The following is a 17,538-nucleotide window of genomic DNA, read 5'->3' as shown; positions in this document are numbered from 1 at the left end:
CTTGAACACTCACATCGAGCCCTCAGCTTGCAGTTCTGCCAAACGGCTCAGGCCTTTCGGCGTCACCAGTACGTCAAACGCGGCACGGTCCAAGCCGGTTTCCGGGTCTGGCTTTAGGTCGGTAACTTTGTGTTTCATCAGGCCGGCAGTAATGCGTGGTTGATAAGCGATCCAGCGGCGGGAGCCTTTGCGGCGGTAGATCCAGCGGTGCTGCTCAAGCCAATCGAACAGTTTCGAGGGCTGAAGCTGCAGGTGCTTGGCGGCATCGGTGATGCAGATCGCCCCACTAGCAGCGGCCAAGCGTTTGATCGCGGCGATCTTCGGGGCCTGGCGCTCAATTACTTGCTGTAGTTGCTGGTTCTTCTCGACCTGCTCAGCAGCCAAACGAAGGGCGTCGGCGAAGTTGGTCGGCACCTGGAGGTGAGCAACCACCCTGCCCTCTAGCTCCTGCCAGCGATCGATCACCCGGGCGCGGTGCTCATCGCTGTACCCCGCGACCACAAGGTGTGTGTCGCGCTCGATCAGGTCATAAACTTCAACTGGGCGACCACCAGTAGCCTCGCGGTGAGTTTTACGAGGAGATCGTAAAAGCCCTTTTTCGAAAAGCCGATCAATAGTGGCGACAACGTCGTTGTGGCGAGCCTCCACCAAGTCGGCGATCTCGCGCGACGACATGACCTGACGCGTCAGATTTGAACCATTGGCAAAACCTGACGCGGGAGGATGGGTGTTGCCGGTATCGAGTGCGGGATGCATAATCCACCTCGTTGAGTGTTTTGAAGAAGCCGGTCTAGCCACCGGCTTTTTTGTGCCTGCGATTTGGGTACTGGATGAATCAACAGATCCTTGGAGCGACTACTGGTGCAAGGCTAGGGCACGCATAATTGTTCTCGTCAGGTGCCAGCACGGTGTAGAACCGGTCGACTCGGGAACGGACGAACTTCCTCGCCGGACATGGTCCCGTCGTCGTTTTCGATTACAAAAATGACTCGGCCCGTTTTCATAGCCTTGGCGATTGCGGGGGCGCTCACATCGAGCCCCTTAGCCACAGCGGTCTGACCAATTCGCTCAACGAGCTCGGGCAGCAGTGTTTTATTCATGGCATTGCCTCGATATTGAATGGCCTCAATATTAACCGCCGGTTACCACTTGATCAATACCGGCGGTTGAGGCGAATAAATTAACCTCCGGTTAAATTTCGCGCATGACGAAAAAGAAAGATCTCTCCCCAGACCTCAAGGCCGAATGCGAAGCAGCAAAGAAGCTGTTCATGCAGAAGAAGAACGCCCTTGGGCTTACGCAGGCGAAGGTTGCCGAAGCTGCTGATATTTCTCCGGCCGGCGTAGCCATGTATCTGAATGGCACCAATCCGCTGAACGCCAAATTTGCTGCGGTTCTGTCTCGGCTGCTTGAAGAGCCGGTAGAGCGATTCAGTCCACGGCTTGCTTCAGAGATAGCGCAGATGCGAGGCGCTCCAGCCAAAGGCCAGACGGCGTCAACTGGCGCCGCCGAGAAAGTCCTGGAGATGCTTCGCAAGCATGGCGGCAAATCTCTGGATGCCGCCGCGCAGGACAAGATTGCGAAAGCCGTGGCGGACAGCCTGGCCGAGTCCTCAATACCAACCCCAGCGGGAGAGCATATGCCGGCCGCGGGAGCGCCATGCCCTGGCGATATCTCAATCCCTCAGTACGACATCCGCGCCGCGATGGGACACGGTCAGGTACCTGCCGAATACAACGAGGTAATTCGCAATGTCGTGATCAGCGAGGAGCTGCTGCGCGACAAGGGTGTGACCTACACCACAGCTCAGGCCTTAGCGATCATCACTGGATGGGGTCAGAGTATGGAAGGCACGATCAACGACAAAGACCCTGTGATTGTCGATCGGGGCGTCAATGACTATGCAGGTGAAGGGGTGTATGTACTGAGCTGGCATGGTGACCTGCTGATCAAGCGCCTGCAGCGGAAAGATGAAGATCACGTCTGGCTGATCTCGGACAACCCTAAAAACAAAGACCTTGAAGCCAGAATCGACGATGTGACGATTCACGCCAAGGTGCTACTGGTCTGGAATGCACGAAAGGTATGACGGCTACGCTGGGCAAACCTTGGCTAATAGGATGAGCGATGGATACTAGTACAGAATTAGAATTGCGCTGGAGGATAAGCAAGCTTGAACGCTTAGCCATCATTAACCTTGAGACCGTTATGCGCCTTTGGAGTGGCCTAGCGGCAATTCCAAACTTGCCTGAAGCGGTGCGGGAGGACGCGGAAAGAGCGTCTCAATCTATTGATGAGCAGATCAAGGCCCTGCAAGAGCTTTTAAATTTGGCGAAAAATGATGAGTCAAGGTAATTTTTCCGACAGCGGATTGCCGGATACTTGGGCAAAAAATCTTGAGCGCCTCAAGTCCCTGAGCGTGCAACCGGCGCCAAGTGACAAGCAAGCGGCTATGGTCGATACTGATCGCATGACTGACATTACCCGCGAAGAACTCAACGCCAAGCTCGAGACCATTGAAGTCAAAATGGATGCTCGTGTAGAAGCTGTTGTGTCAAAAATCGATACGTTCTTGGCCGTTCAGGCCGAAAGAGATCAGCGCTTTAATGAGCGTCTGAATTCGTCGATAGCGCTGTCTGACGAATGGAACCAAAAATTCCGAATGCTTGCTGAGCAGTCAGTACAAGCTGCTGCCAGCGCTGACGCATCTGCAAAAGAAGCCGCGACGCTGAAAACCCATTTCTGGGCCAGTGTTATTGCGCAGCTCCTTGCGGTCGGGGCCATTGTAGTTGGCGCCTATTTTGCCAATCAGGCTAATGTGTTGTCTGCCGTTTCAACTACGGTATCTGTATTCCAGGCAGGTAAAGATCAAGTGAAAAGCCCAGAAACACAGGCACCTGAGAAGTAACAGCTCACTGAGTGCATCTAGCCCGCTCTGCGGGCTTTTTTATGCTCATCAAAAAGGTGCCTCCTCCTCTTCCCGCTCAACCAGGTAGACGTCCTCTCCCCTATCGATCACCCGATCGTCATCTGTCGGCGCATCCCATTTTAGGAAAACTGAGCCGTCATCGCAGAAGGTCATGTCCAGGCCGTCAGTTTCCGATAGCAGTTCCATAATCGCATCCCAATCCTGATCGCTATCCGTGTCCATGCGGTGGATCAGCACCCTCCTATCTAGTTGCGCCAGAGGTGAATTGATCATCGCCGAAACGCGCAACCCTAGCCTTTCCAGGCTTGTTAGCTCCTCTCTCTCAAATGGTGCCATGACTTTTTGTGCCGCTCCCATTTCCTACCCCCATAGCTGTATATCCGTACAGTATTCGTGAGCTTAGCCGAATCAATCGGAAAAATAATTAACCGCCGGTATTGACGCAAAGATTACCGCCGGTTAACTTTACTCCATCGCCGGATCATCACCGGCCAGAAACAAAGGCAGCGATGGACGGGCCTCAACTGTTCAGAGGGTTGGCAACTGACCCAGGCGTGCAGCGTAAAGCGCGAAATCAGTTATCCGGCGGACGAGGGTCGCGGTCGGAGAGAAAGAAACACCAGATTTCACTGGCTGGCCTTGGCGACAGGGCCAGACGGGAAATCAACAGGAGCAGCAGCCATGCAATGCGAATGCTACAGCCGAGTGAAGAACCTGATTGAGGAAAAGATTCGAGAGCAAATGCCTCAAGGCTCGCAGGGCCTGGAATTCGACTTCCCGTCGATCCGCATCGGCCTCACCGATAAAGGCCTGGTCACCATGCCCGTCTTCGATATCAAGGGTGAATATCAAGCACCGAAGAAGGCAGGCGGTTTCAAGAAGGTGAAGATCGACACCTACATAGCTTCCACCTACTGCCCATTCTGCGGCGTGAAGTGCAAAGCGGATGAACCGAAAGTCACAGATGAATCAACCAGCGCCACGTCAGCCTGACGCTAACTGCCCGAGCGCCTGGCTCCCCATCGCCAGGCTGCATCGGTCGTGACGTTCGCCCTCCCCTGGTCCGGGATGTTCATGGCTTGCGAGCGTTACGACCAATGCAGCCCACCGAGGACACCTCATGGAAACGATTACCAGCGGCACATGGAAGGGCCATCTTGGGTGTGGCCTTGCTCCGCGAGAACTGGAATGTGTTCTGGCAACAGCCCAGGGCATGACCGGGAAAGAGATAGCCCGACTCATAAACATTGCGCCCAGCACCGTGAAGAAGCGGCTGGAGGCAGCGATGTTCAAGCTTGGCGTTCATCGTCGTGCTGCCTTGGTGGCTGAAGCCATGAAGCGCCAGATCATCAGCCCGATGTGTTTCGTACTCGTCGGGCTGATGGCGATGCACGCCGTCAGTGGCGATGCCGACCCGATGCGGCGCGATCGCCGCGTACCTGAGCGACGTATTGCCCAGGTTCGAATCATCCGCAAGGCCGAATCGTTCGACCTGCACGCCTGACACCTACCTCAAGGAGCTCTACATGCATCCAGCCATGCAGCAGCGCGTGGACGGCTTGGCCGCCCTGCGCGAACGATCCGTCCTGGTCACCGCCGACTTCTACGCCAAGATCGGACGCCCGGCACCGGCCCAACAGATTCGCTACCAGGTCGTCACTAAAGCCAAGGCCTACCACATCGTCGAACTGGCAACGGGTAAGACCAAAGGGTTTTGCTTCAGCTATCGAGCAGCGGTGAACTTCGCCCAAGCGTTGGAGGCAGCTGCAACACGCAAGCTGGTCGGGCGGCAATGATCGGCGATCCAATCCCAAGCCCGCGCGACCAGGTACTGGCTGACCTCAATGCGCGTATCGACAGTTTCTTCGCCTCCGGGCGCCAGCCTGAGCAGTTGGACGGCCCCACATTCGCGCCCCGGCCCATTCGCCCGATTGCTGCTGGCGCCATGGCCGAAGACGACGGCCCGCCGAAGCCAGGTAGCCGCACAGAGATCAATCTGGTGCGCGAGCTGGCCAAGACGCACACCTTCACCGAGGCGGTCGAGGCAAGCGGCATAAAGCGCCCCCGGCTTCTCCAGCTTTCAAAGGCACACATGATCACGTTCCTGGTCAGCAGCACCGAGCGGAGAGCGCGAGCTGTTGCGAAGAAGCAGCGCGAAGACCAGAAGGCTGAACACTGCAAGCAGATCCGGGCATTGGCCGGTACCGGCATCACCCGTAACCAGGTGGCGCAGCAGCTCGGAATTAGTTACTGCCTTTTGGCTCGTCTGATCAGTGATCACAGTATCGACTTCCCTTTGCGGGGAAAGTTGAAGTGAAGCGCATGAACCGCGTTCGGCACGGCCGACGCCAGCAATGGATCAACTTGCCGCCGAGCGGCTTGAGAGGTACCGGCAATGGCCGAGAAGAAGACGGGAGCAGCCAAGCACTCGGCGGACTACCGAGAGAGGAAGAAGGCCGATGCGCAGCGCTTTGGTATCGAGACGTTACCCGTGGAGATGGCTGCCGGAACCCGGGCGGGAATGACACGAGCCATGAAAGCCCACGGCTACACCCAGCTGCAGGAGTTACTTCAGAACCTGCACCGGTCGTTCCTGGCTGCCTCACCAGAAGAGCAAGCGCGTCGACTGCAACAACCTGACGCGCCAGCTTTTGAGATATCGCCAAAGCTAGCGCGACAGTTCGAAGATGCCAGCCGCGTCGAATTGAGGCGGAACCCTGGCGACGAACACGCCGTTCCAGATTAGTCAGGGTCGATCTCGTCCATCATTCGCTGCATAACGCGAATGCCTCGATCTCGGCAGGTCTCATAGGAAGTGCATGCTTCGTTATCGTCATGACGCCCCGTCCGACCGTCCTTAGCCTTCACCTCAATTCGGATTCCTTTGGGGACTTGGTCCGCTGAATCTTCGCTCCATTTGAACTGAAGGTAGCCCTCTTGGCCTTTCGGTCCGTGCCAGCGGACATTACGAGGTCGATCCACGGCCAGTTTCACATCTTCGCTCATGCATAGCTCCTTGTGATCCGGCTCTATGCCGGTGACTCGTAATACCCCATCCCAAACCAAATTGCCACCATGCCGCATCCACGGAGGAACACCCATGCCCATTCGCCGCGCTGTAATCCACCAGATCGACAAGAAGCCCGACGGTAGCCCTGCAATCCTGCACCTGGCCGCTGAGAACCTGCCGGAAACCCAGGCCATCGAAAACCTGCTGTACGACGTGAATGGCGCCTACAACGCCAAGGCAGGCAAGGCCTGGGGCTTCTTCCATACCGAATCAGGCGCCTATCCGCTCAGCGGCTGGCTTAGCAAACTCAACGGCGGCGACATGGAGTTCATAGACTTCACTCGTACTGCGGCTGAGCACCTGACCAAGCTGATGGAGGAGTCGAATCTGAGCGTTGGCGGGCACGTACTGTTCGCCTTGTACCAGCAGGGCATGACTGAGTACCTGACCATCGCCATTCTGCAGCAGATCGAGACGATCACAGTTGCGAATGACCTCACCGTATCAGTGTCGCGTCACCTTGACACCAGCGTCCTGCACCTCGCTGCCCGCATCAACTTAAGCGAGTGGCGCGAATGCCCATCATCGAAACAGTACATCTCGTTCATCAAAGGCAAGAATGGTCGCAAGGCATCCGATTACTTCCGCGACTTCATCGGCTGCCAGGAAGGGATCGACAGCCCAGGCGAAACGCGAACACTGCTCAAAGCATTCGCCGACTACTTGAAGGCCGAGGACTTGCCCGACGACACTGCCAGCGAGAAGAGCCACGAACTATTGTCCTATGCCCAGACGCAAAACAAGATCGGCGACCCGATCAGCATCAATGAGCTGTCCTCGCTAATGAACGAAGACAACCCCAAGACCTTCGCCGACTTCATCCGGGCAGGCGACTATGGGATCTCCGAAACTTTCGCCGCCGACAAGCGAACCCTCAACCAGTACCGCCGCTACACCGGCCGCACCGAAGGTATGTCGATCAGTTTCGAAGCGCACCTGCTGGGCAAACGAGTCGAGTTCGACAAGGATAGCGCCAGCCTGACCATCAAGAACCTTCCAACACAACTGATCGACCAGCTTCGGCACGCTGTGGCAGCCTGATTGAAGAGTGACCCATGGCGAATACAACCGCCACCACAGATTATCTATCCGCCTGGACGCGCTCTAGATCGGTTTCGAGAGAAGCAACGCGCTGTCGGAGCTCTTTCAACTCCTCTCTCAAGTCGTAGCACTCTCGAACGGTGCGGTTATGGTTCTTGTCATTCTGATGAACCCAATAAATAAAAAACGGAACGACCGCCAGCAACCAGTACATAGAGCCTCCTTTGAAGAGTCGCACTATAGCTGACCCCGCCCAGCGCCTGAACCACCCTTTACCTCAACGAATCATGCCATTCCGGCGAGGTCGGCGCCTGCACGCAAAGACCACAAACTGACCCAGAAGCACCGCATACTGTTAGGCTATTGCATCGAGACGTCAAACAGATGGCCGTGTTTCTCGATTCAGTACCGACCGCTCTGATACTGGTGACAAGTGCGGTTACTACATGGCGACCAGAGCAGCGTGAGCAGACTCGATTCCATTCAGTCTTTTCTGAACTGAAAGACGCGTGCTCTCATTCCAATTTCTTTCTGGGGTAATCATATTTACAAAAAGGGCGACATCTTCAACTGCAACCCTTGTCAGAAATAACTGCGTATGAATTGCAGAGTTAACCCCATCACTTGAAACAACTTCCGTCAAATGCTGCAGCGACTGACTCAACCCTATGGAAATCACTTCCGTCTGAAAGGGAGGAACTGAGTCCTTAAGTACGTCGATAGCTAAACGCACCCTTAAAGTAGCTTCCTTCACCGCGGCCTCCGCTCGAACAAGAGCATTTTTTCGGCTTTCGGCCTCCGCGTTTCGCCTTATTCTTGAATCACGCGATGCTATCCAGATCGCAGCAAGAATCGCTGCTATTGAACCAACCGCCTGAACCCAAGACGCCAGCCCTGGATGATGCTCAATCCAATAAGAAATGCACTCCCAGCTCATCACTACTCCTAGTTCCAGCCCCGCGTCGAGACGCACACCAATACCCCACTTCAACGAATCACGCCACCCCTAGCGAGGGCGGCGCATGCGCGCAGCACATCTCACGAAAAGGGAGAACACCATGCAAGCTTTCGGCAACATCACAGCGCACGGCACGGTCTATCTTTACCCAGATGAACTACCGCAAGACCTCGTCTGGATCGACCAGAACGGACACACCAACTACTGGTGTTCAGTCCAGGGCGGCACCAGCGGTAGTTCGAAGAACCCGCGCTCAGAGGGTCGGCAGACGCTGCCCGGCACCGCGGTATCGTTCAACTGGCTACCGGGAAGCGCCAGGCACTCAATGGCAGGCCGCGTTCGAGTCCAAACCGCTCCCTCCAGCGGCAAGGTCATCATCGGGCAGATCCATGCAGTAAACGCCCTGAACCCCTTCCTGATGGTGATCTGGTGGAATGGATATGTACGCATCGATTTCCGCGATGTGCCACTCGGCACCACTCGCACGCTACTGAAGAAGCAAATCCCGCTTGGCCAGGTGTTTGAGTACTGCGTGCAGGTCGACGAGCTTGGCAAGTTGACCGCCACGCTGGACGAACTCAGCGCCAGCGCACCAGTGAACACGAAGTGGAGCAAGTACCCGTTCTACTTCAAGGCCGGCGCCTATGTGATCGACAACAAAGGCGACGCAAGTGAGGGCGGCTGGGTGATCTACGAGTCGTTCGATGTGTTCAACGGTACTCTGTCGGCCTGAAAATTCAGTGCTGCCCGTAAGCGCCTAAGCAGTCAAGAGGTCTTTCCTGCTCGAATGAATGACCGCACCCAAAGGGACGCTACAGCTCCTGCCGCCAAAGGCCAGATGACTACAGCGAACTCGTCCGCATCAAACATGTAGCCAACGAATCGTTTTCCGTAATCGATGAATCCCACGGTAATGATCAGAGACATGATCACCAGCAGTAGGTAGCCGACAACACCAAGAGTTTTCTCAATTAAATTCTTCTGTGCCGCGTTCATTTTTCTCTCCTTGAATGAATGCCGGACACCTTCTACCCCACTTCAACGAATCACGCCACCCCGGCGAGGGCGGCGCCTGCAATGGAGATTGCCCATGACCCCCTACCAGATCACTGGTCCGGCGCAGATCGGCGTCAGTGGCGGCCGCACCAGCGGGCACATGCTCTGGAAAATCCTTGAGGCCCACGGCGGCAAGCTCCCGGCAGATGTGCACGCCTTCTTCCAGAACACCGGCAAAGAGCGCGAGGAAACACTGGTATTCATCGACGCCATGGCCAAGCACTGGGGCGTCAACATCGTCTGGATGGAATGGTGCAGGGTGTACGGCCAGCCGGACGACGCGCCTTGGTACAAGATCGTCGACTTCGAGACGGCCAGCCGCAACGGAGAGCCCTTCACCATGATGCTGGAGTACTACCAGGCATACCGGAAGGCCGAAAAGAACCTGCCGGCCGTGCTGCCGAACTTCAGCAACAACATGTGCACTGCCTACCTGAAGGTAAAGATCGGCGAGAAGCACATGCGCGCCCTGGGCTATGACGAGTGGGATTGCATCGTCGGCATCCGCTACGACGAGCCCCGCCGATACAGCCGGATGATGACAGCCAACGAACGCGGCAATGCCCGCTGGGACAGCGCCTGCCCATCCTACGTCGCCGGCGTCATCAAAGAGGACGTGGCGGCTTTCTGGGCCGCACAGCCATTCGACCTGGGCATGGATTCAGACTACGGCAACTGCGACCTGTGCTGGAAGAAGAACGAGGCCAAGCTGATCAGGACCATTCAGGAAGACCCGGCCAGGGTGATCTGGTGGTCTGGCACCGAAGAGCGGTTCGGTCAGGTGTTCCGGCGGGACCGGCCCAATTACCAGTCGCTGGCCTGGTCAGCAGACCAGCGCGCCAGGCAGACGGATTTCGATTTCGACTACCTGGCTGAAGATATCGACTGCTTCTGCGGTGATTAGGGTTTGGTGAACGCAGACTTACCCCACATGTAGAAACCACCGCAAGAACACAGAAGACCCAGCACAAAAACAGCGCCAAAAACCCAGCTGGCTAGCACAAATCTTTCATATCTTGCGGCGGCAAGCTTAAGGGGCTTCTCCATCTCTTTCATGGTTTGCTCGGTCTTTTTAGAGGCCGGCGTAGCAATATCCAACTGCTTTTTGATGAAGTCCATTTGAACGTCATCAAGCTTAGATCGGTCACCCCCGACACTGTTGATAAGCTTAATCGCTTTGTTCGTGGACTCAGCCATCTCGCGATATGACTCCCGGTACTTATCCGTTTGGTACCGCATCTCAACATAGTCAGTGTCTGCCTCAACCTTGAGAGGCCACCAGTAGTAGTAACTACCAAAAATCATTACCAAGCCCAGAATCGCGAGACATTTTGGCAGGCTGTCAGTAGGTATCGTTACCAAGCGAGAAACTCCTGTTCGGTTAAGGCGGAGCGGGATTTTGCAGTTCTGGACTAATCCAGGCAACTACATATTCCTTAAGCCTCTCAAGGAGCACATTTGTACTCCACTCAACCCTAACCCCCTCTCCCCTCTATTCACTGCCGCGATATGGCGGCCAAGGAACCTGCATGCCTGCAAAACAGCATCCGCTCGACGTGCAGAGCGTTGGCGAAGATACCTACATCGTCATGAGTAAGGGGCATCACGACCTCGATGCGTTCATGGCCGCCGCCATCAAGCAGTACCCAGGCTGGGCACTTGGTGGGCCGATCCACGTATGGATCAAGACGACGCCAGGTCGTGGTACCTACGACTGCATGTACAACATGGTGCCCGAGGGCACTCGGGGGTGCTGGCCGGCAACCTATTGCCATGAGTATGGCGAAGGCTTCGAGCGCTACAGCGGCGAGGTGCAGTCATGACCCGCCTCGCCCTCTGCCTCCTGCTGTTGGCCACTGGCGCCAGCGCAGGCGATCTCCCGTCCGGCGTCTGGTCCTTCGAGGACAAGCCTCGCGGCGTAGTCTGCTACGCCATGAACTCCCTGGGAAATAACGCAATCAGCTGCGTGAAAGTCTGGCTACCGCAAGCGGCCGGCACCGAGCGCAACCTCTCCCCGCACGAAACCGAATCTGAACCTACACCCGCACTGGCGCCTGGGCGCTGGATTGATGAGAGGTATGAGCTGTGAGCAAAGCCGCCCGGAAAGATGTCCTCGACGAAATGACCAAGGAAGACCTGGTGGAATGGATCAGGTCACAGCATTTCTTCATCAAGCCCAAGAAAAGCGATGTTCTGTACCTGCGCTGGAAGCGGCAATCGGCGGAAGTGCTGGCCGAAATGGAGAAAGAGAATCGCGCTCTCGATCACTTGGACTTCGGTGAACGCGATCGGCTGGCCAAGCAGTTCAATGAATCAACATGCCCTCATGAGCGGCTGAGGCTCATCGAGAAGATTGAGCCCTACAGTAAAGCCATGAAGGAGCACCTGAATCGTTCCGAAGCGATCAATCGCAAGCAGAAGCGAGTGGATGCCCTCTACGACCAAATCGATGTTGAGCGGCGAAAGGAGGACCGAGCGTGACCGACCTGACCGAGGTGAAGACAGCCGACCTGGCCAGCGAGGCGCTGAACTGGTCGGTGGCGATGGCCATGGGCCTGAACCCATCAGTGGTATCGGCGCAGTATGGCGTGCCTACTCGGGTGTTCATCCTGCAAGAAGGGATGTTCCCGGTACGCTACAAGCCAAGCGCTGATTGGTTGATGGGCGGTCCGCTGATTGACCGCCTCCAGGCCGAGATATTGCGATCAGGCCCAGTGGTGTACGCCAAGCTGCATGGCTTGACGGATGCTGCCGGGGCTGGCGAATCCACGCTCATCGCCGCCTGCCGCGCCATCGTTACTGCCAGGCTTGGCGAAACCGTCCAGGTGCCGAAGGAGCTGCTGCCATGATCCTCCTACCCATCGCCACCCCGTTCTACATGGCCTGGATGATCTGGAAGGGGCCGAGGCCGTGAGCTGTTACACGCTCTACGACAAAGACCGGAAGCCGCGAGGTCACATCTGCGGCGACCTCGGCCCTCACTGCTCCAGCTGCGGCGATGTGGCCGCCAACCTGTGCGACTACCCCGTCGGCGACGGCAAGACCTGTGACCGCAACCTGTGCGGCTACTGCTCGACCGAGGTAGCGCCTGACGTGCATTACTGCGCCGCGCACCATGCCGAATGGAAGGCCTTTCGCGACGCTGGTGGCGTGAAACGCGAACTCGAAAACGTCGTCCCGTTCAAGGGCGCCTAACCCCTCACCTTACAACTCAAGCCCGCCGGCACACAGCCCAGAAATGCGTCGCGGCAAGCAATGCCCCCGGTATGGCCAAGCCAAGACCGCTGTAGATGAATGCAGGCTGGTCTGTCATCAGCCCACTGAAGGCAAACCCGACACCAGTTGGTATCAGGGTGACTGCTGCATAGCCCCACGGCTTTCTAGTTTCCTTGGCCATATCGTTCCTCCTATTGAACCCCGATTAAATCACACAAGCCCGCCGATATGCGCGGGCGAGGAGAAACCATGTCTGATTTTCAGACCACAACCGAACCCGTGGCCAGGAAGCGCCATGCCTGCTGCGAGTGCCGTGGGCATATCGAGCCTGGCCAGCAATACCAACTGGTGTCTGGCTGCTGGGAAGGCTCGATGGAAAGTTTCAAGACCTGCATGCCCTGCGTTCAAGCCCGTGACTGGGCGACCACGCAGCCCGAGTGGTGCGGCGACGGCGAGCACCTCTACTATTTCGGCATGCTTGAGGAAGACCTGTCCAGCCTGGCCCCTGAGATCGAGGCCGGTGATGGTCGCCGCTTTAAGGCCTACCGCCTGCAAGTGCTGATGGGCCGTCGACGCTCAGCAGCCCGCGCACAGAAGGCCGCCTAATCCCTCCCCACCTCTGCCGCCATGCGCGGCGTGGAGACAATCATGAAAAAAGAACTGATCAAGATCAGCGTGTTTCAGCGCCGAAAATGGGGTGAGAACGGCACCCCGCTGTGCGCACAGGCCATTCGCAATTACCTGCGCGACCGCAAGCTGCCCGGCGAGCGTATCGGCAATATCTGGTACGTTGACTGGGCCGCCTATCAGCGGACCACCGGCAACGCACTGGTCGACATGGTGCTGAAAGGAGCTGCGTAATGGTTCCTCGACCAAGGAACAAGGCCAACAAAGGCCTTCCCCAGAACCTCTACTTCGATGCGCGCCGGGGCACTTACCGCTACCGGCGCCCAACGGACGGCAAGTGGTTCCAGTTCGGTAATGATCGCGGCAAGGCTATCGACGCCGCCTCGCAATTGAATACCACCTTCCTGCGCGGCGGCGACCTAGTGGCTGCTGTCCTAGGCGAAACCACGGTCACCATCGCCGAGTTCCTGGACACCTACGAGCGGGATGTGCTTCCCCCACGGGAGCTGGCAAAGGCAACGCTCGATCTTTACGCAGTCAGGTTCAAGCAAGTCAGAGCTGCCCTCGGCGAGCGGCCAGTGGACCAGATCACCGTCCGCATGGTCGCCGAGTTCTTGGAGCCACTTACTGCCCGCGCCAGCAACCAAGCCCGGGCGATCCTCATCGATGTGTTCAACCACGCCGCAGCGAAGGGCTTGTGCCCGGACAACCCAGCAGCCAGCACCATCCCCAAAATCGAGAAGAAACAGCGTAAGCGGCACACCGTCGAAGGCCTCAAGGCCATCCGCGAGAAGTCCCCGCGCTGGCTACAGAACGCGATCGACTTGGCACTGATAACCGCACAGCGCCGCGGCGACATCCTCAACATGAAGTTCGAAGACGCGCGAGAGGGGTTCTTGTACGTGGTCCAGAGCAAGACCGAGAAGGCATCGGACGCGGGTTGGCTGAAAATCAAGATCACCGACCAACTGGGCGAAGTGCTGACCAGGTGCCGGGACGACATCCTGTCGCCGTATCTGGTACACCGCCGGCCGGAAAGAAAGAAGAAACGCGAAGGAAAGGATCACTGGACGAAGGTGGACGAGAGGTTTCTCACCCGTGCCTTCAAGGATGCGAGGGATGCCGCCGGCTGCTACAACGACCTCAAAGAGGAAGAGATGCCGGGGTTTCATGAAGTGCGCGCCCTATCGCTTCACCTGTACAAACGAGCAGGCAAAGACGGGCAGAAGATCGCCGGGCATGCTACCGAAGGCATGACCAGGAACTACCAGAAAGGGCACGAAGATGTGGTGTGGTCCGAGGTCGAAGCTGACCTGGATATCGGCGATTTCGCCGGGTAGTTTTGCGCGAGTTTTGCGCATGTTTTGCGCGGACACAAAAAAGCCGGTTTAGATAACCGGCTTAAGTGCCTGATTTTACTCAGTAAATAATGGTCGGGACGGAGTGATTCGAACACTCGACCCCTTGCACCCCATGCAAGTGCGCTACCGGGCTGCGCTACGCCCCGACTGGGCTTGAAGCAGTTCCCCTAGTTGCTGAGAACGTTGAAGAATGTACCCTAACCTTTTGAATTATGGAAGCATTTTTTCCACAATCCTCGGCCCGATTCAGACTACTTCTTCAGCACCACCAAAACATCTTCCAGTTCGACAATCATCTGCCGAATCAGCTGCTTGTACTGGGTGGTGTCGTCCTTGGCTTCATCGCCAGAGAGGCGCAAGCGCGCCCCGCCGATGGTGAAGCCCTGGTCGTACAGCAGCGCGCGGATCTGGCGGATCATCAGCACATCCTGGCGCTGATAGTACCGTCGATTGCCGCGGCGCTTCACCGGGTTGAGTTGCGGGAACTCCTGCTCCCAGTAGCGGAGCACGTGCGGTTTAACCGCACAAAGCTCGCTTACTTCACCAATGGTGAAGTAGCGTTTGCCTGGAATCGGCGGAAGCTCGTCGTTATGACTTGGTTCCAGCATAGGCCTCAACTCGGGCTTTCAACTTCTGCCCTGGACGAAAGGTGACGACTCGACGCGCCGTGATCGGGATCTCTTCCCCCGTCTTGGGGTTGCGGCCCGGCCGCTGGCGCTTGTCACGCAGGTCAAAATTGCCGAATCCGGACAATTTGACCTGCTCGTTGTCTTCTAGAGCGTGCCTGATTTCCTCAAAGAACAGCTCAACCAATTCCTTGGCTTCACGCTTGTTCAGGCCCAGCTCCTCGTACAGCCGTTCGGCCATCTCAGCTTTCGTCAGAGCACCCATACGCTATTTCCTTAACGTGGTGTTCAACCTTTGTTCGAGCGAGGTGAGGATGTTTTGTGTCGCGGTATTCACCTCTTCGTCATTAAGAGTGCGCGACGGATGCTGCCAGGTCAAGCCTACGGCAAGGCTTTTTCTATCAGGATCAATACCTTTACCCTGATAAACATCAAACAGCCTGAGGTCTGTAAGCCATTCACCTGCATTGTCACGAATTACTTCAAGCACCGAGCTCGAAGCAACATCATGTCCTGCAACCAAGGCCAGGTCACGCCGTACTTCCGGGAATTTCGACAGCTCGCTGAATTTAGGTAAACGGCCATCGACCACTTCACCCAGTACCAGCTCGAAGACGAATACCGGACGATCAAGACCCAGGGTCTTGGCAAGCTCTGGGTGGATAGCGCCCAAGTAACCTACTTCATGACCATCTCGTTCAATGCGAGCAGTTTGCCCTGGGTGCAACGCAGGGTGCTTGCCAGGAACGAAACTGAATTCGGCAAGTGAGCCAGAGAAGCCCAGCACAGCTTCAACGTCGGCTTTCACATCGAAGAAGTCGATGGTGTCGCGACCGTTCGCCCAGCCTTCCGGAAGGCGGCTACCGCAAACCACACCCGCGAGCATAGGCTCCTGTTTGAGGTCACCCAACTGGCCAACGAAACGCAGGCCGCTCTCAAATAGACGCACACGATCCTGCTGACGATTGAGGTTGTGCTGCAGCGACTTGACCAGGCCAGGCCACAACGAAGCGCGCATAGCCGCCATATCGCTGGAGATTGGATTGGCCAACAGCAGTGGTTCCACACCTGGCGTGAACAGCTCGAACAGTTTCGGATCGATGAAGCTGTAGGTGATCGCCTCCTGATAGCCGCGTGCAACCAGCAAACGCCGCAAGGCTGGCAGTTCACCACGCGCTTCAGCCTTGGCTTGCGGGGCCAGGCGTGCTTGCGGATAACGAACCGGTAGACGGTTGTAGCCGTACAAACGGGCCAGCTCTTCGATCAGGTCGACTTCCAGGCTGATGTCGAAGCGGTGGCTTGGTACTTCTACCTGCCACTGCCCTTCTCCAGCGGTGGTTTCAAGGCCCAGACCGTTGAGCAGCTGCTCGACCTCAGTACTTGCCATTTCCATGCCCAGCATTTGGCTCAAGCGTTCGGCGCGCAGGGTGATCGGCGCAACTTTCGGCAAGTGCGCTTCGCTGGTGACATCGACCACAGGACCGGCTTCGCCGCCGACAATCTCCAACAGCAGCGCCGTCGCACGCTCGATGGCTTCGCGCGCCAGTTGCGAGTCGACGCCACGCTCGTAGCGGTGCGATGCATCAGTGTGCAGGCCGTATGAGCGCGCCTTACCAGCCACGGAGATCGGTTCGAAGAAAGCGCTTTCAAGGAAGATGTCACGGGTGGTGTCGGATACACCGCTGTGCTCGCCACCCATGACGCCGGCAATGGCCAGGGCGCGAGAATGATCGGCAATAACCAGGGTATCGCTACGCAGCGCCACTTCCTGACCATCGAGCAGAACGAGCTTCTCGCCCTCCTCGGCCATGCGCACACGGATGCCGCCGTTGATTTCGGCGAGATCGAAGGCGTGCATCGGCTGGCCCAATTCGAGCATCACATAGTTGGTGATGTCCACAGCAGCGTCGATGCTGCGTACGTCGGAGCGACGCAGACGCTCAACCATCCACAACGGGGTTGGGCGCGACAAGTCGACATTGCGGATAACACGGCCCAGGTAGCGTGGGCAGGCAGCAGGTGCCAGAACTTCAACCGGACGCACTTCATCATGGACGGCGGCAACGGCCGGCACGGCCAGGCGAGTGACCGGCACGTCGTACAAGGCACCTACGTCACGCGCCAGACCCGCCACCGACAGGCAGTCGCCCCGGTTAGGGGTCAAGCCGATCTCGATGCTGGCGTCGTCCAAGTCCAGGTACACGCGAATGTCTTCGCCCACCGGTGCATCAGCAGCCAGTTCCAACAGTCCGTCGTTTTCTTCGCTGATCTGCAGTTCTGCAGCCGAGCACAGCATGCCGTTGGACTCAACGCCACGCAACTTGGCCTTCTTGATTTTGAAGTCACCTGGCAGTTCGGCACCGATCATGGCAAATGGGACTTTCAAGCCAGGGCGCACGTTAGGCGCGCCACACACCACCTGGAAGGTCTCGCTGCCGCTGCTGACCTGGCAAACACGCAACTTGTCAGCGTCGGGATGTTGTTCGGTGCTCAGCACCTCACCGACGATGATGCCACTGAACTGACCGGCAGCCGGCGTTACGCTGTCGACTTCAAGGCCGGCCATCGAAAGACGAGCAACCAGCTCGTCGCGGGATACCTGCGGGTTTACCCAACCGCGCAGCCATTTTTCACTGAATTTCATCCTGCTCTCC

30 protein-coding genes and 1 tRNA gene are annotated in these 17,538 nt (G+C 57.2%); 19 read left to right on the top strand and 12 right to left on the bottom strand.

All coding sequences use genetic code 11. From position 1 onward, the window contains the following. Nucleotides 1–9: 9 nt before the first annotated feature. Both V0R60_RS24525 and V0R60_RS24520 read right to left on the bottom strand, forming a co-directional pair. On the bottom strand, nt 10–675 hold the full coding sequence (locus tag V0R60_RS24525; protein ID WP_330079562.1) for a phage antirepressor KilAC domain-containing protein: 666 nt from the start codon (nt 673–675) through the stop codon (nt 10–12). 218 nt (nt 676–893) lie between these two features. Continuing rightward, nucleotides 894–1,100: a Cro/CI family transcriptional regulator gene (locus V0R60_RS24520; RefSeq protein WP_330079521.1), complete on the bottom strand. Its 207-nt coding sequence runs from the start codon at nt 1,098–1,100 to the stop codon at nt 894–896. 104 nt (nt 1,101–1,204) lie between these two features. Here V0R60_RS24520 and V0R60_RS24515 point away from each other — a divergent pair, with 104 nt between their 5' ends. Genes V0R60_RS24515 through V0R60_RS24505 form a run of 3 tightly spaced genes read left to right on the top strand, consistent with a single transcriptional unit; the run spans nt 1,205 to nt 2,908 of the window. After that, nucleotides 1,205–2,089, top strand: a complete 885-nt coding sequence (locus tag V0R60_RS24515) for a LexA family transcriptional regulator (protein WP_330079520.1) — start codon at nt 1,205–1,207, stop codon at nt 2,087–2,089. A 38-nt stretch (nt 2,090–2,127) separates the two neighbouring features. Next, nucleotides 2,128–2,355: a hypothetical protein gene (locus V0R60_RS24510; RefSeq protein ID WP_330079519.1), complete on the top strand. Its 228-nt coding sequence runs from the start codon at nt 2,128–2,130 to the stop codon at nt 2,353–2,355. Beyond that, on the top strand, nt 2,342–2,908 hold the full coding sequence (locus V0R60_RS24505; RefSeq protein ID WP_330079518.1) for a hypothetical protein: 567 nt from the start codon (nt 2,342–2,344) through the stop codon (nt 2,906–2,908). The genes V0R60_RS24510 and V0R60_RS24505 overlap by 14 nt, the downstream gene beginning before the upstream one ends. Nucleotides 2,909–2,956: 48 nt before the next feature. Here the strand turns inward: V0R60_RS24505 and V0R60_RS24500 are convergent, their stop codons facing one another. Further along, nucleotides 2,957–3,286 (bottom strand): DUF1654 domain-containing protein, encoded by a 330-nt coding sequence (locus V0R60_RS24500; protein ID WP_330079517.1) that lies wholly within the window; start codon nt 3,284–3,286, stop codon nt 2,957–2,959. Between the two features lie 324 nt (nt 3,287–3,610). Here V0R60_RS24500 and V0R60_RS24495 point away from each other — a divergent pair, with 324 nt between their 5' ends. The 5 genes from V0R60_RS24495 (at nt 3,611) to V0R60_RS24475 (ending at nt 5,675) form a co-directional block, all read left to right on the top strand. Further along, nucleotides 3,611–3,922 (top strand): hypothetical protein, encoded by a 312-nt coding sequence (locus V0R60_RS24495; RefSeq protein WP_330079516.1) that lies wholly within the window; start codon nt 3,611–3,613, stop codon nt 3,920–3,922. Between the two features lie 127 nt (nt 3,923–4,049). Beyond that, a complete protein-coding gene (locus tag V0R60_RS24490) occupies nt 4,050–4,433 on the top strand; it encodes a response regulator transcription factor (RefSeq protein WP_136477029.1) in 384 nt (127 codons plus the stop codon). Between the two features lie 22 nt (nt 4,434–4,455). Next, nucleotides 4,456–4,725 (top strand): hypothetical protein, encoded by a 270-nt coding sequence (locus tag V0R60_RS24485; protein ID WP_136477030.1) that lies wholly within the window; start codon nt 4,456–4,458, stop codon nt 4,723–4,725. Continuing rightward, complete coding sequence (locus tag V0R60_RS24480; protein WP_330079515.1) at nt 4,722–5,246, top strand: hypothetical protein; 525 nt, start codon at nt 4,722–4,724, stop codon at nt 5,244–5,246. Before V0R60_RS24485 ends, V0R60_RS24480 begins: the two co-directional genes overlap by 4 nt. 78 nt (nt 5,247–5,324) lie before the next feature. Further along, on the top strand, nt 5,325–5,675 hold the full coding sequence (locus V0R60_RS24475; RefSeq protein WP_330079514.1) for a hypothetical protein: 351 nt from the start codon (nt 5,325–5,327) through the stop codon (nt 5,673–5,675). On the opposite strand, the gene V0R60_RS24470 is transcribed toward V0R60_RS24475, so the two are convergent. After that, nucleotides 5,672–5,935, bottom strand: coding sequence for a hypothetical protein (locus tag V0R60_RS24470; protein ID WP_330079513.1), 264 nt, complete (start codon nt 5,933–5,935; stop codon nt 5,672–5,674). The two genes, V0R60_RS24475 and V0R60_RS24470, sit on opposite strands and share 4 nt — an antisense overlap. A 94-nt stretch (nt 5,936–6,029) precedes the next feature. Between V0R60_RS24470 and yejK the strand changes: the two genes are divergently transcribed. Then, nucleotides 6,030–7,040: a nucleoid-associated protein YejK gene (yejK, locus tag V0R60_RS24465; protein ID WP_330079512.1), complete on the top strand. Its 1,011-nt coding sequence runs from the start codon at nt 6,030–6,032 to the stop codon at nt 7,038–7,040. 442 nt (nt 7,041–7,482) lie between these two features. Here the strand turns inward: yejK and V0R60_RS24460 are convergent, their stop codons facing one another. After that, entirely contained in the window at nt 7,483–7,977 is a 495-nt protein-coding gene (locus tag V0R60_RS24460) for a hypothetical protein (protein WP_330079511.1), read from the bottom strand. Between the two features lie 121 nt (nt 7,978–8,098). On the opposite strand from V0R60_RS24460, the gene V0R60_RS24455 reads away from it, so the two are divergent. Beyond that, a complete protein-coding gene (locus tag V0R60_RS24455) occupies nt 8,099–8,731 on the top strand; it encodes a polysaccharide lyase family 7 protein (RefSeq protein WP_330079510.1) in 633 nt (210 codons plus the stop codon). 32 nt (nt 8,732–8,763) lie between these two features. Here the strand turns inward: V0R60_RS24455 and V0R60_RS24450 are convergent, their stop codons facing one another. Next, a complete protein-coding gene (locus V0R60_RS24450; protein WP_330079509.1) occupies nt 8,764–8,994 on the bottom strand; it encodes a hypothetical protein in 231 nt (76 codons plus the stop codon). A 94-nt stretch (nt 8,995–9,088) separates the two neighbouring features. On the opposite strand from V0R60_RS24450, the gene V0R60_RS24445 reads away from it, so the two are divergent. Next, nucleotides 9,089–9,958, top strand: coding sequence for an adenine nucleotide alpha hydrolase family protein (locus tag V0R60_RS24445; RefSeq protein ID WP_330079508.1), 870 nt, complete (start codon nt 9,089–9,091; stop codon nt 9,956–9,958). Here V0R60_RS24445 and V0R60_RS24440 read toward each other — a convergent pair. Then, nucleotides 9,955–10,416, bottom strand: coding sequence for a hypothetical protein (locus V0R60_RS24440; protein ID WP_330079507.1), 462 nt, complete (start codon nt 10,414–10,416; stop codon nt 9,955–9,957). The two genes, V0R60_RS24445 and V0R60_RS24440, sit on opposite strands and share 4 nt — an antisense overlap. A 167-nt stretch (nt 10,417–10,583) precedes the next feature. Here V0R60_RS24440 and V0R60_RS24435 point away from each other — a divergent pair, with 167 nt between their 5' ends. From V0R60_RS24435 to V0R60_RS24415, 5 genes are all read left to right on the top strand, one after another. Next, nucleotides 10,584–10,877, top strand: a complete 294-nt coding sequence (locus tag V0R60_RS24435; protein WP_330079506.1) for a hypothetical protein — start codon at nt 10,584–10,586, stop codon at nt 10,875–10,877. Beyond that, nucleotides 10,874–11,143 carry a hypothetical protein gene (locus V0R60_RS24430; RefSeq protein WP_330079505.1) on the top strand — a complete coding sequence of 90 codons (270 nt, stop codon included), beginning with the start codon at nt 10,874–10,876 and terminating at the stop codon, nt 11,141–11,143. Before V0R60_RS24435 ends, V0R60_RS24430 begins: the two co-directional genes overlap by 4 nt. Next, complete coding sequence (locus V0R60_RS24425; protein ID WP_330079504.1) at nt 11,140–11,535, top strand: hypothetical protein; 396 nt, start codon at nt 11,140–11,142, stop codon at nt 11,533–11,535. Before V0R60_RS24430 ends, V0R60_RS24425 begins: the two co-directional genes overlap by 4 nt. Then, nucleotides 11,532–11,903: a phage protein NinX family protein gene (locus tag V0R60_RS24420; protein ID WP_330079503.1), complete on the top strand. Its 372-nt coding sequence runs from the start codon at nt 11,532–11,534 to the stop codon at nt 11,901–11,903. Before V0R60_RS24425 ends, V0R60_RS24420 begins: the two co-directional genes overlap by 4 nt. 61 nt (nt 11,904–11,964) lie before the next feature. Then, nucleotides 11,965–12,249 (top strand): hypothetical protein, encoded by a 285-nt coding sequence (locus tag V0R60_RS24415; protein ID WP_330079502.1) that lies wholly within the window; start codon nt 11,965–11,967, stop codon nt 12,247–12,249. A gap of 16 nt (nt 12,250–12,265) precedes the next feature. Here the strand turns inward: V0R60_RS24415 and V0R60_RS24410 are convergent, their stop codons facing one another. Next, the gene (locus V0R60_RS24410) at nt 12,266–12,451 is read right to left on the bottom strand and encodes a hypothetical protein (RefSeq protein ID WP_330079501.1); all 186 of its coding nucleotides are present in this window, start codon (nt 12,449–12,451) and stop codon (nt 12,266–12,268) included. 68 nt (nt 12,452–12,519) lie between these two features. On the opposite strand from V0R60_RS24410, the gene V0R60_RS24405 reads away from it, so the two are divergent. The 3 genes from V0R60_RS24405 to V0R60_RS24395 are packed head-to-tail and all read left to right on the top strand — an operon-like array spanning nt 12,520 to nt 14,237. Continuing rightward, the gene (locus tag V0R60_RS24405; RefSeq protein WP_330079500.1) at nt 12,520–12,876 is read left to right on the top strand and encodes a hypothetical protein; all 357 of its coding nucleotides are present in this window, start codon (nt 12,520–12,522) and stop codon (nt 12,874–12,876) included. Nucleotides 12,877–12,918: 42 nt separating this feature from the next. Continuing rightward, nucleotides 12,919–13,131: a hypothetical protein gene (locus tag V0R60_RS24400; RefSeq protein WP_330079499.1), complete on the top strand. Its 213-nt coding sequence runs from the start codon at nt 12,919–12,921 to the stop codon at nt 13,129–13,131. Continuing rightward, nucleotides 13,131–14,237: a phage integrase Arm DNA-binding domain-containing protein gene (locus V0R60_RS24395; protein ID WP_330079498.1), complete on the top strand. Its 1,107-nt coding sequence runs from the start codon at nt 13,131–13,133 to the stop codon at nt 14,235–14,237. Before V0R60_RS24400 ends, V0R60_RS24395 begins: the two co-directional genes overlap by 1 nt. A 90-nt stretch (nt 14,238–14,327) precedes the next feature. On the opposite strand, the gene V0R60_RS24390 is transcribed toward V0R60_RS24395, so the two are convergent. The 4 genes from V0R60_RS24390 to pheT form a co-directional block, all read right to left on the bottom strand. Further along, nucleotides 14,328–14,404 (bottom strand) — tRNA-Pro (locus V0R60_RS24390). A 105-nt stretch (nt 14,405–14,509) separates the two neighbouring features. After that, the gene (locus V0R60_RS24385; protein ID WP_010222411.1) at nt 14,510–14,866 is read right to left on the bottom strand and encodes a MerR family transcriptional regulator; all 357 of its coding nucleotides are present in this window, start codon (nt 14,864–14,866) and stop codon (nt 14,510–14,512) included. After that, complete coding sequence (gene ihfA, locus V0R60_RS24380) at nt 14,847–15,149, bottom strand: integration host factor subunit alpha (RefSeq protein WP_002553164.1); 303 nt, start codon at nt 15,147–15,149, stop codon at nt 14,847–14,849. Before ihfA ends, V0R60_RS24385 begins: the two co-directional genes overlap by 20 nt. Nucleotides 15,150–15,152: 3 nt before the next feature. Continuing rightward, entirely contained in the window at nt 15,153–17,528 is a 2,376-nt protein-coding gene (gene pheT / locus V0R60_RS24375; RefSeq protein ID WP_330079497.1) for a phenylalanine--tRNA ligase subunit beta, read from the bottom strand. Nucleotides 17,529–17,538 lie beyond the last annotated feature (10 nt).

It is taken from the genome of Pseudomonas auratipiscis (genome assembly GCF_036324085.1).
Taxonomy (GTDB): Bacteria; Pseudomonadota; Gammaproteobacteria; order Pseudomonadales; family Pseudomonadaceae; genus Aquipseudomonas; species Aquipseudomonas auratipiscis.
This window is presented reverse-complemented; position numbering and strand designations above follow the sequence as displayed.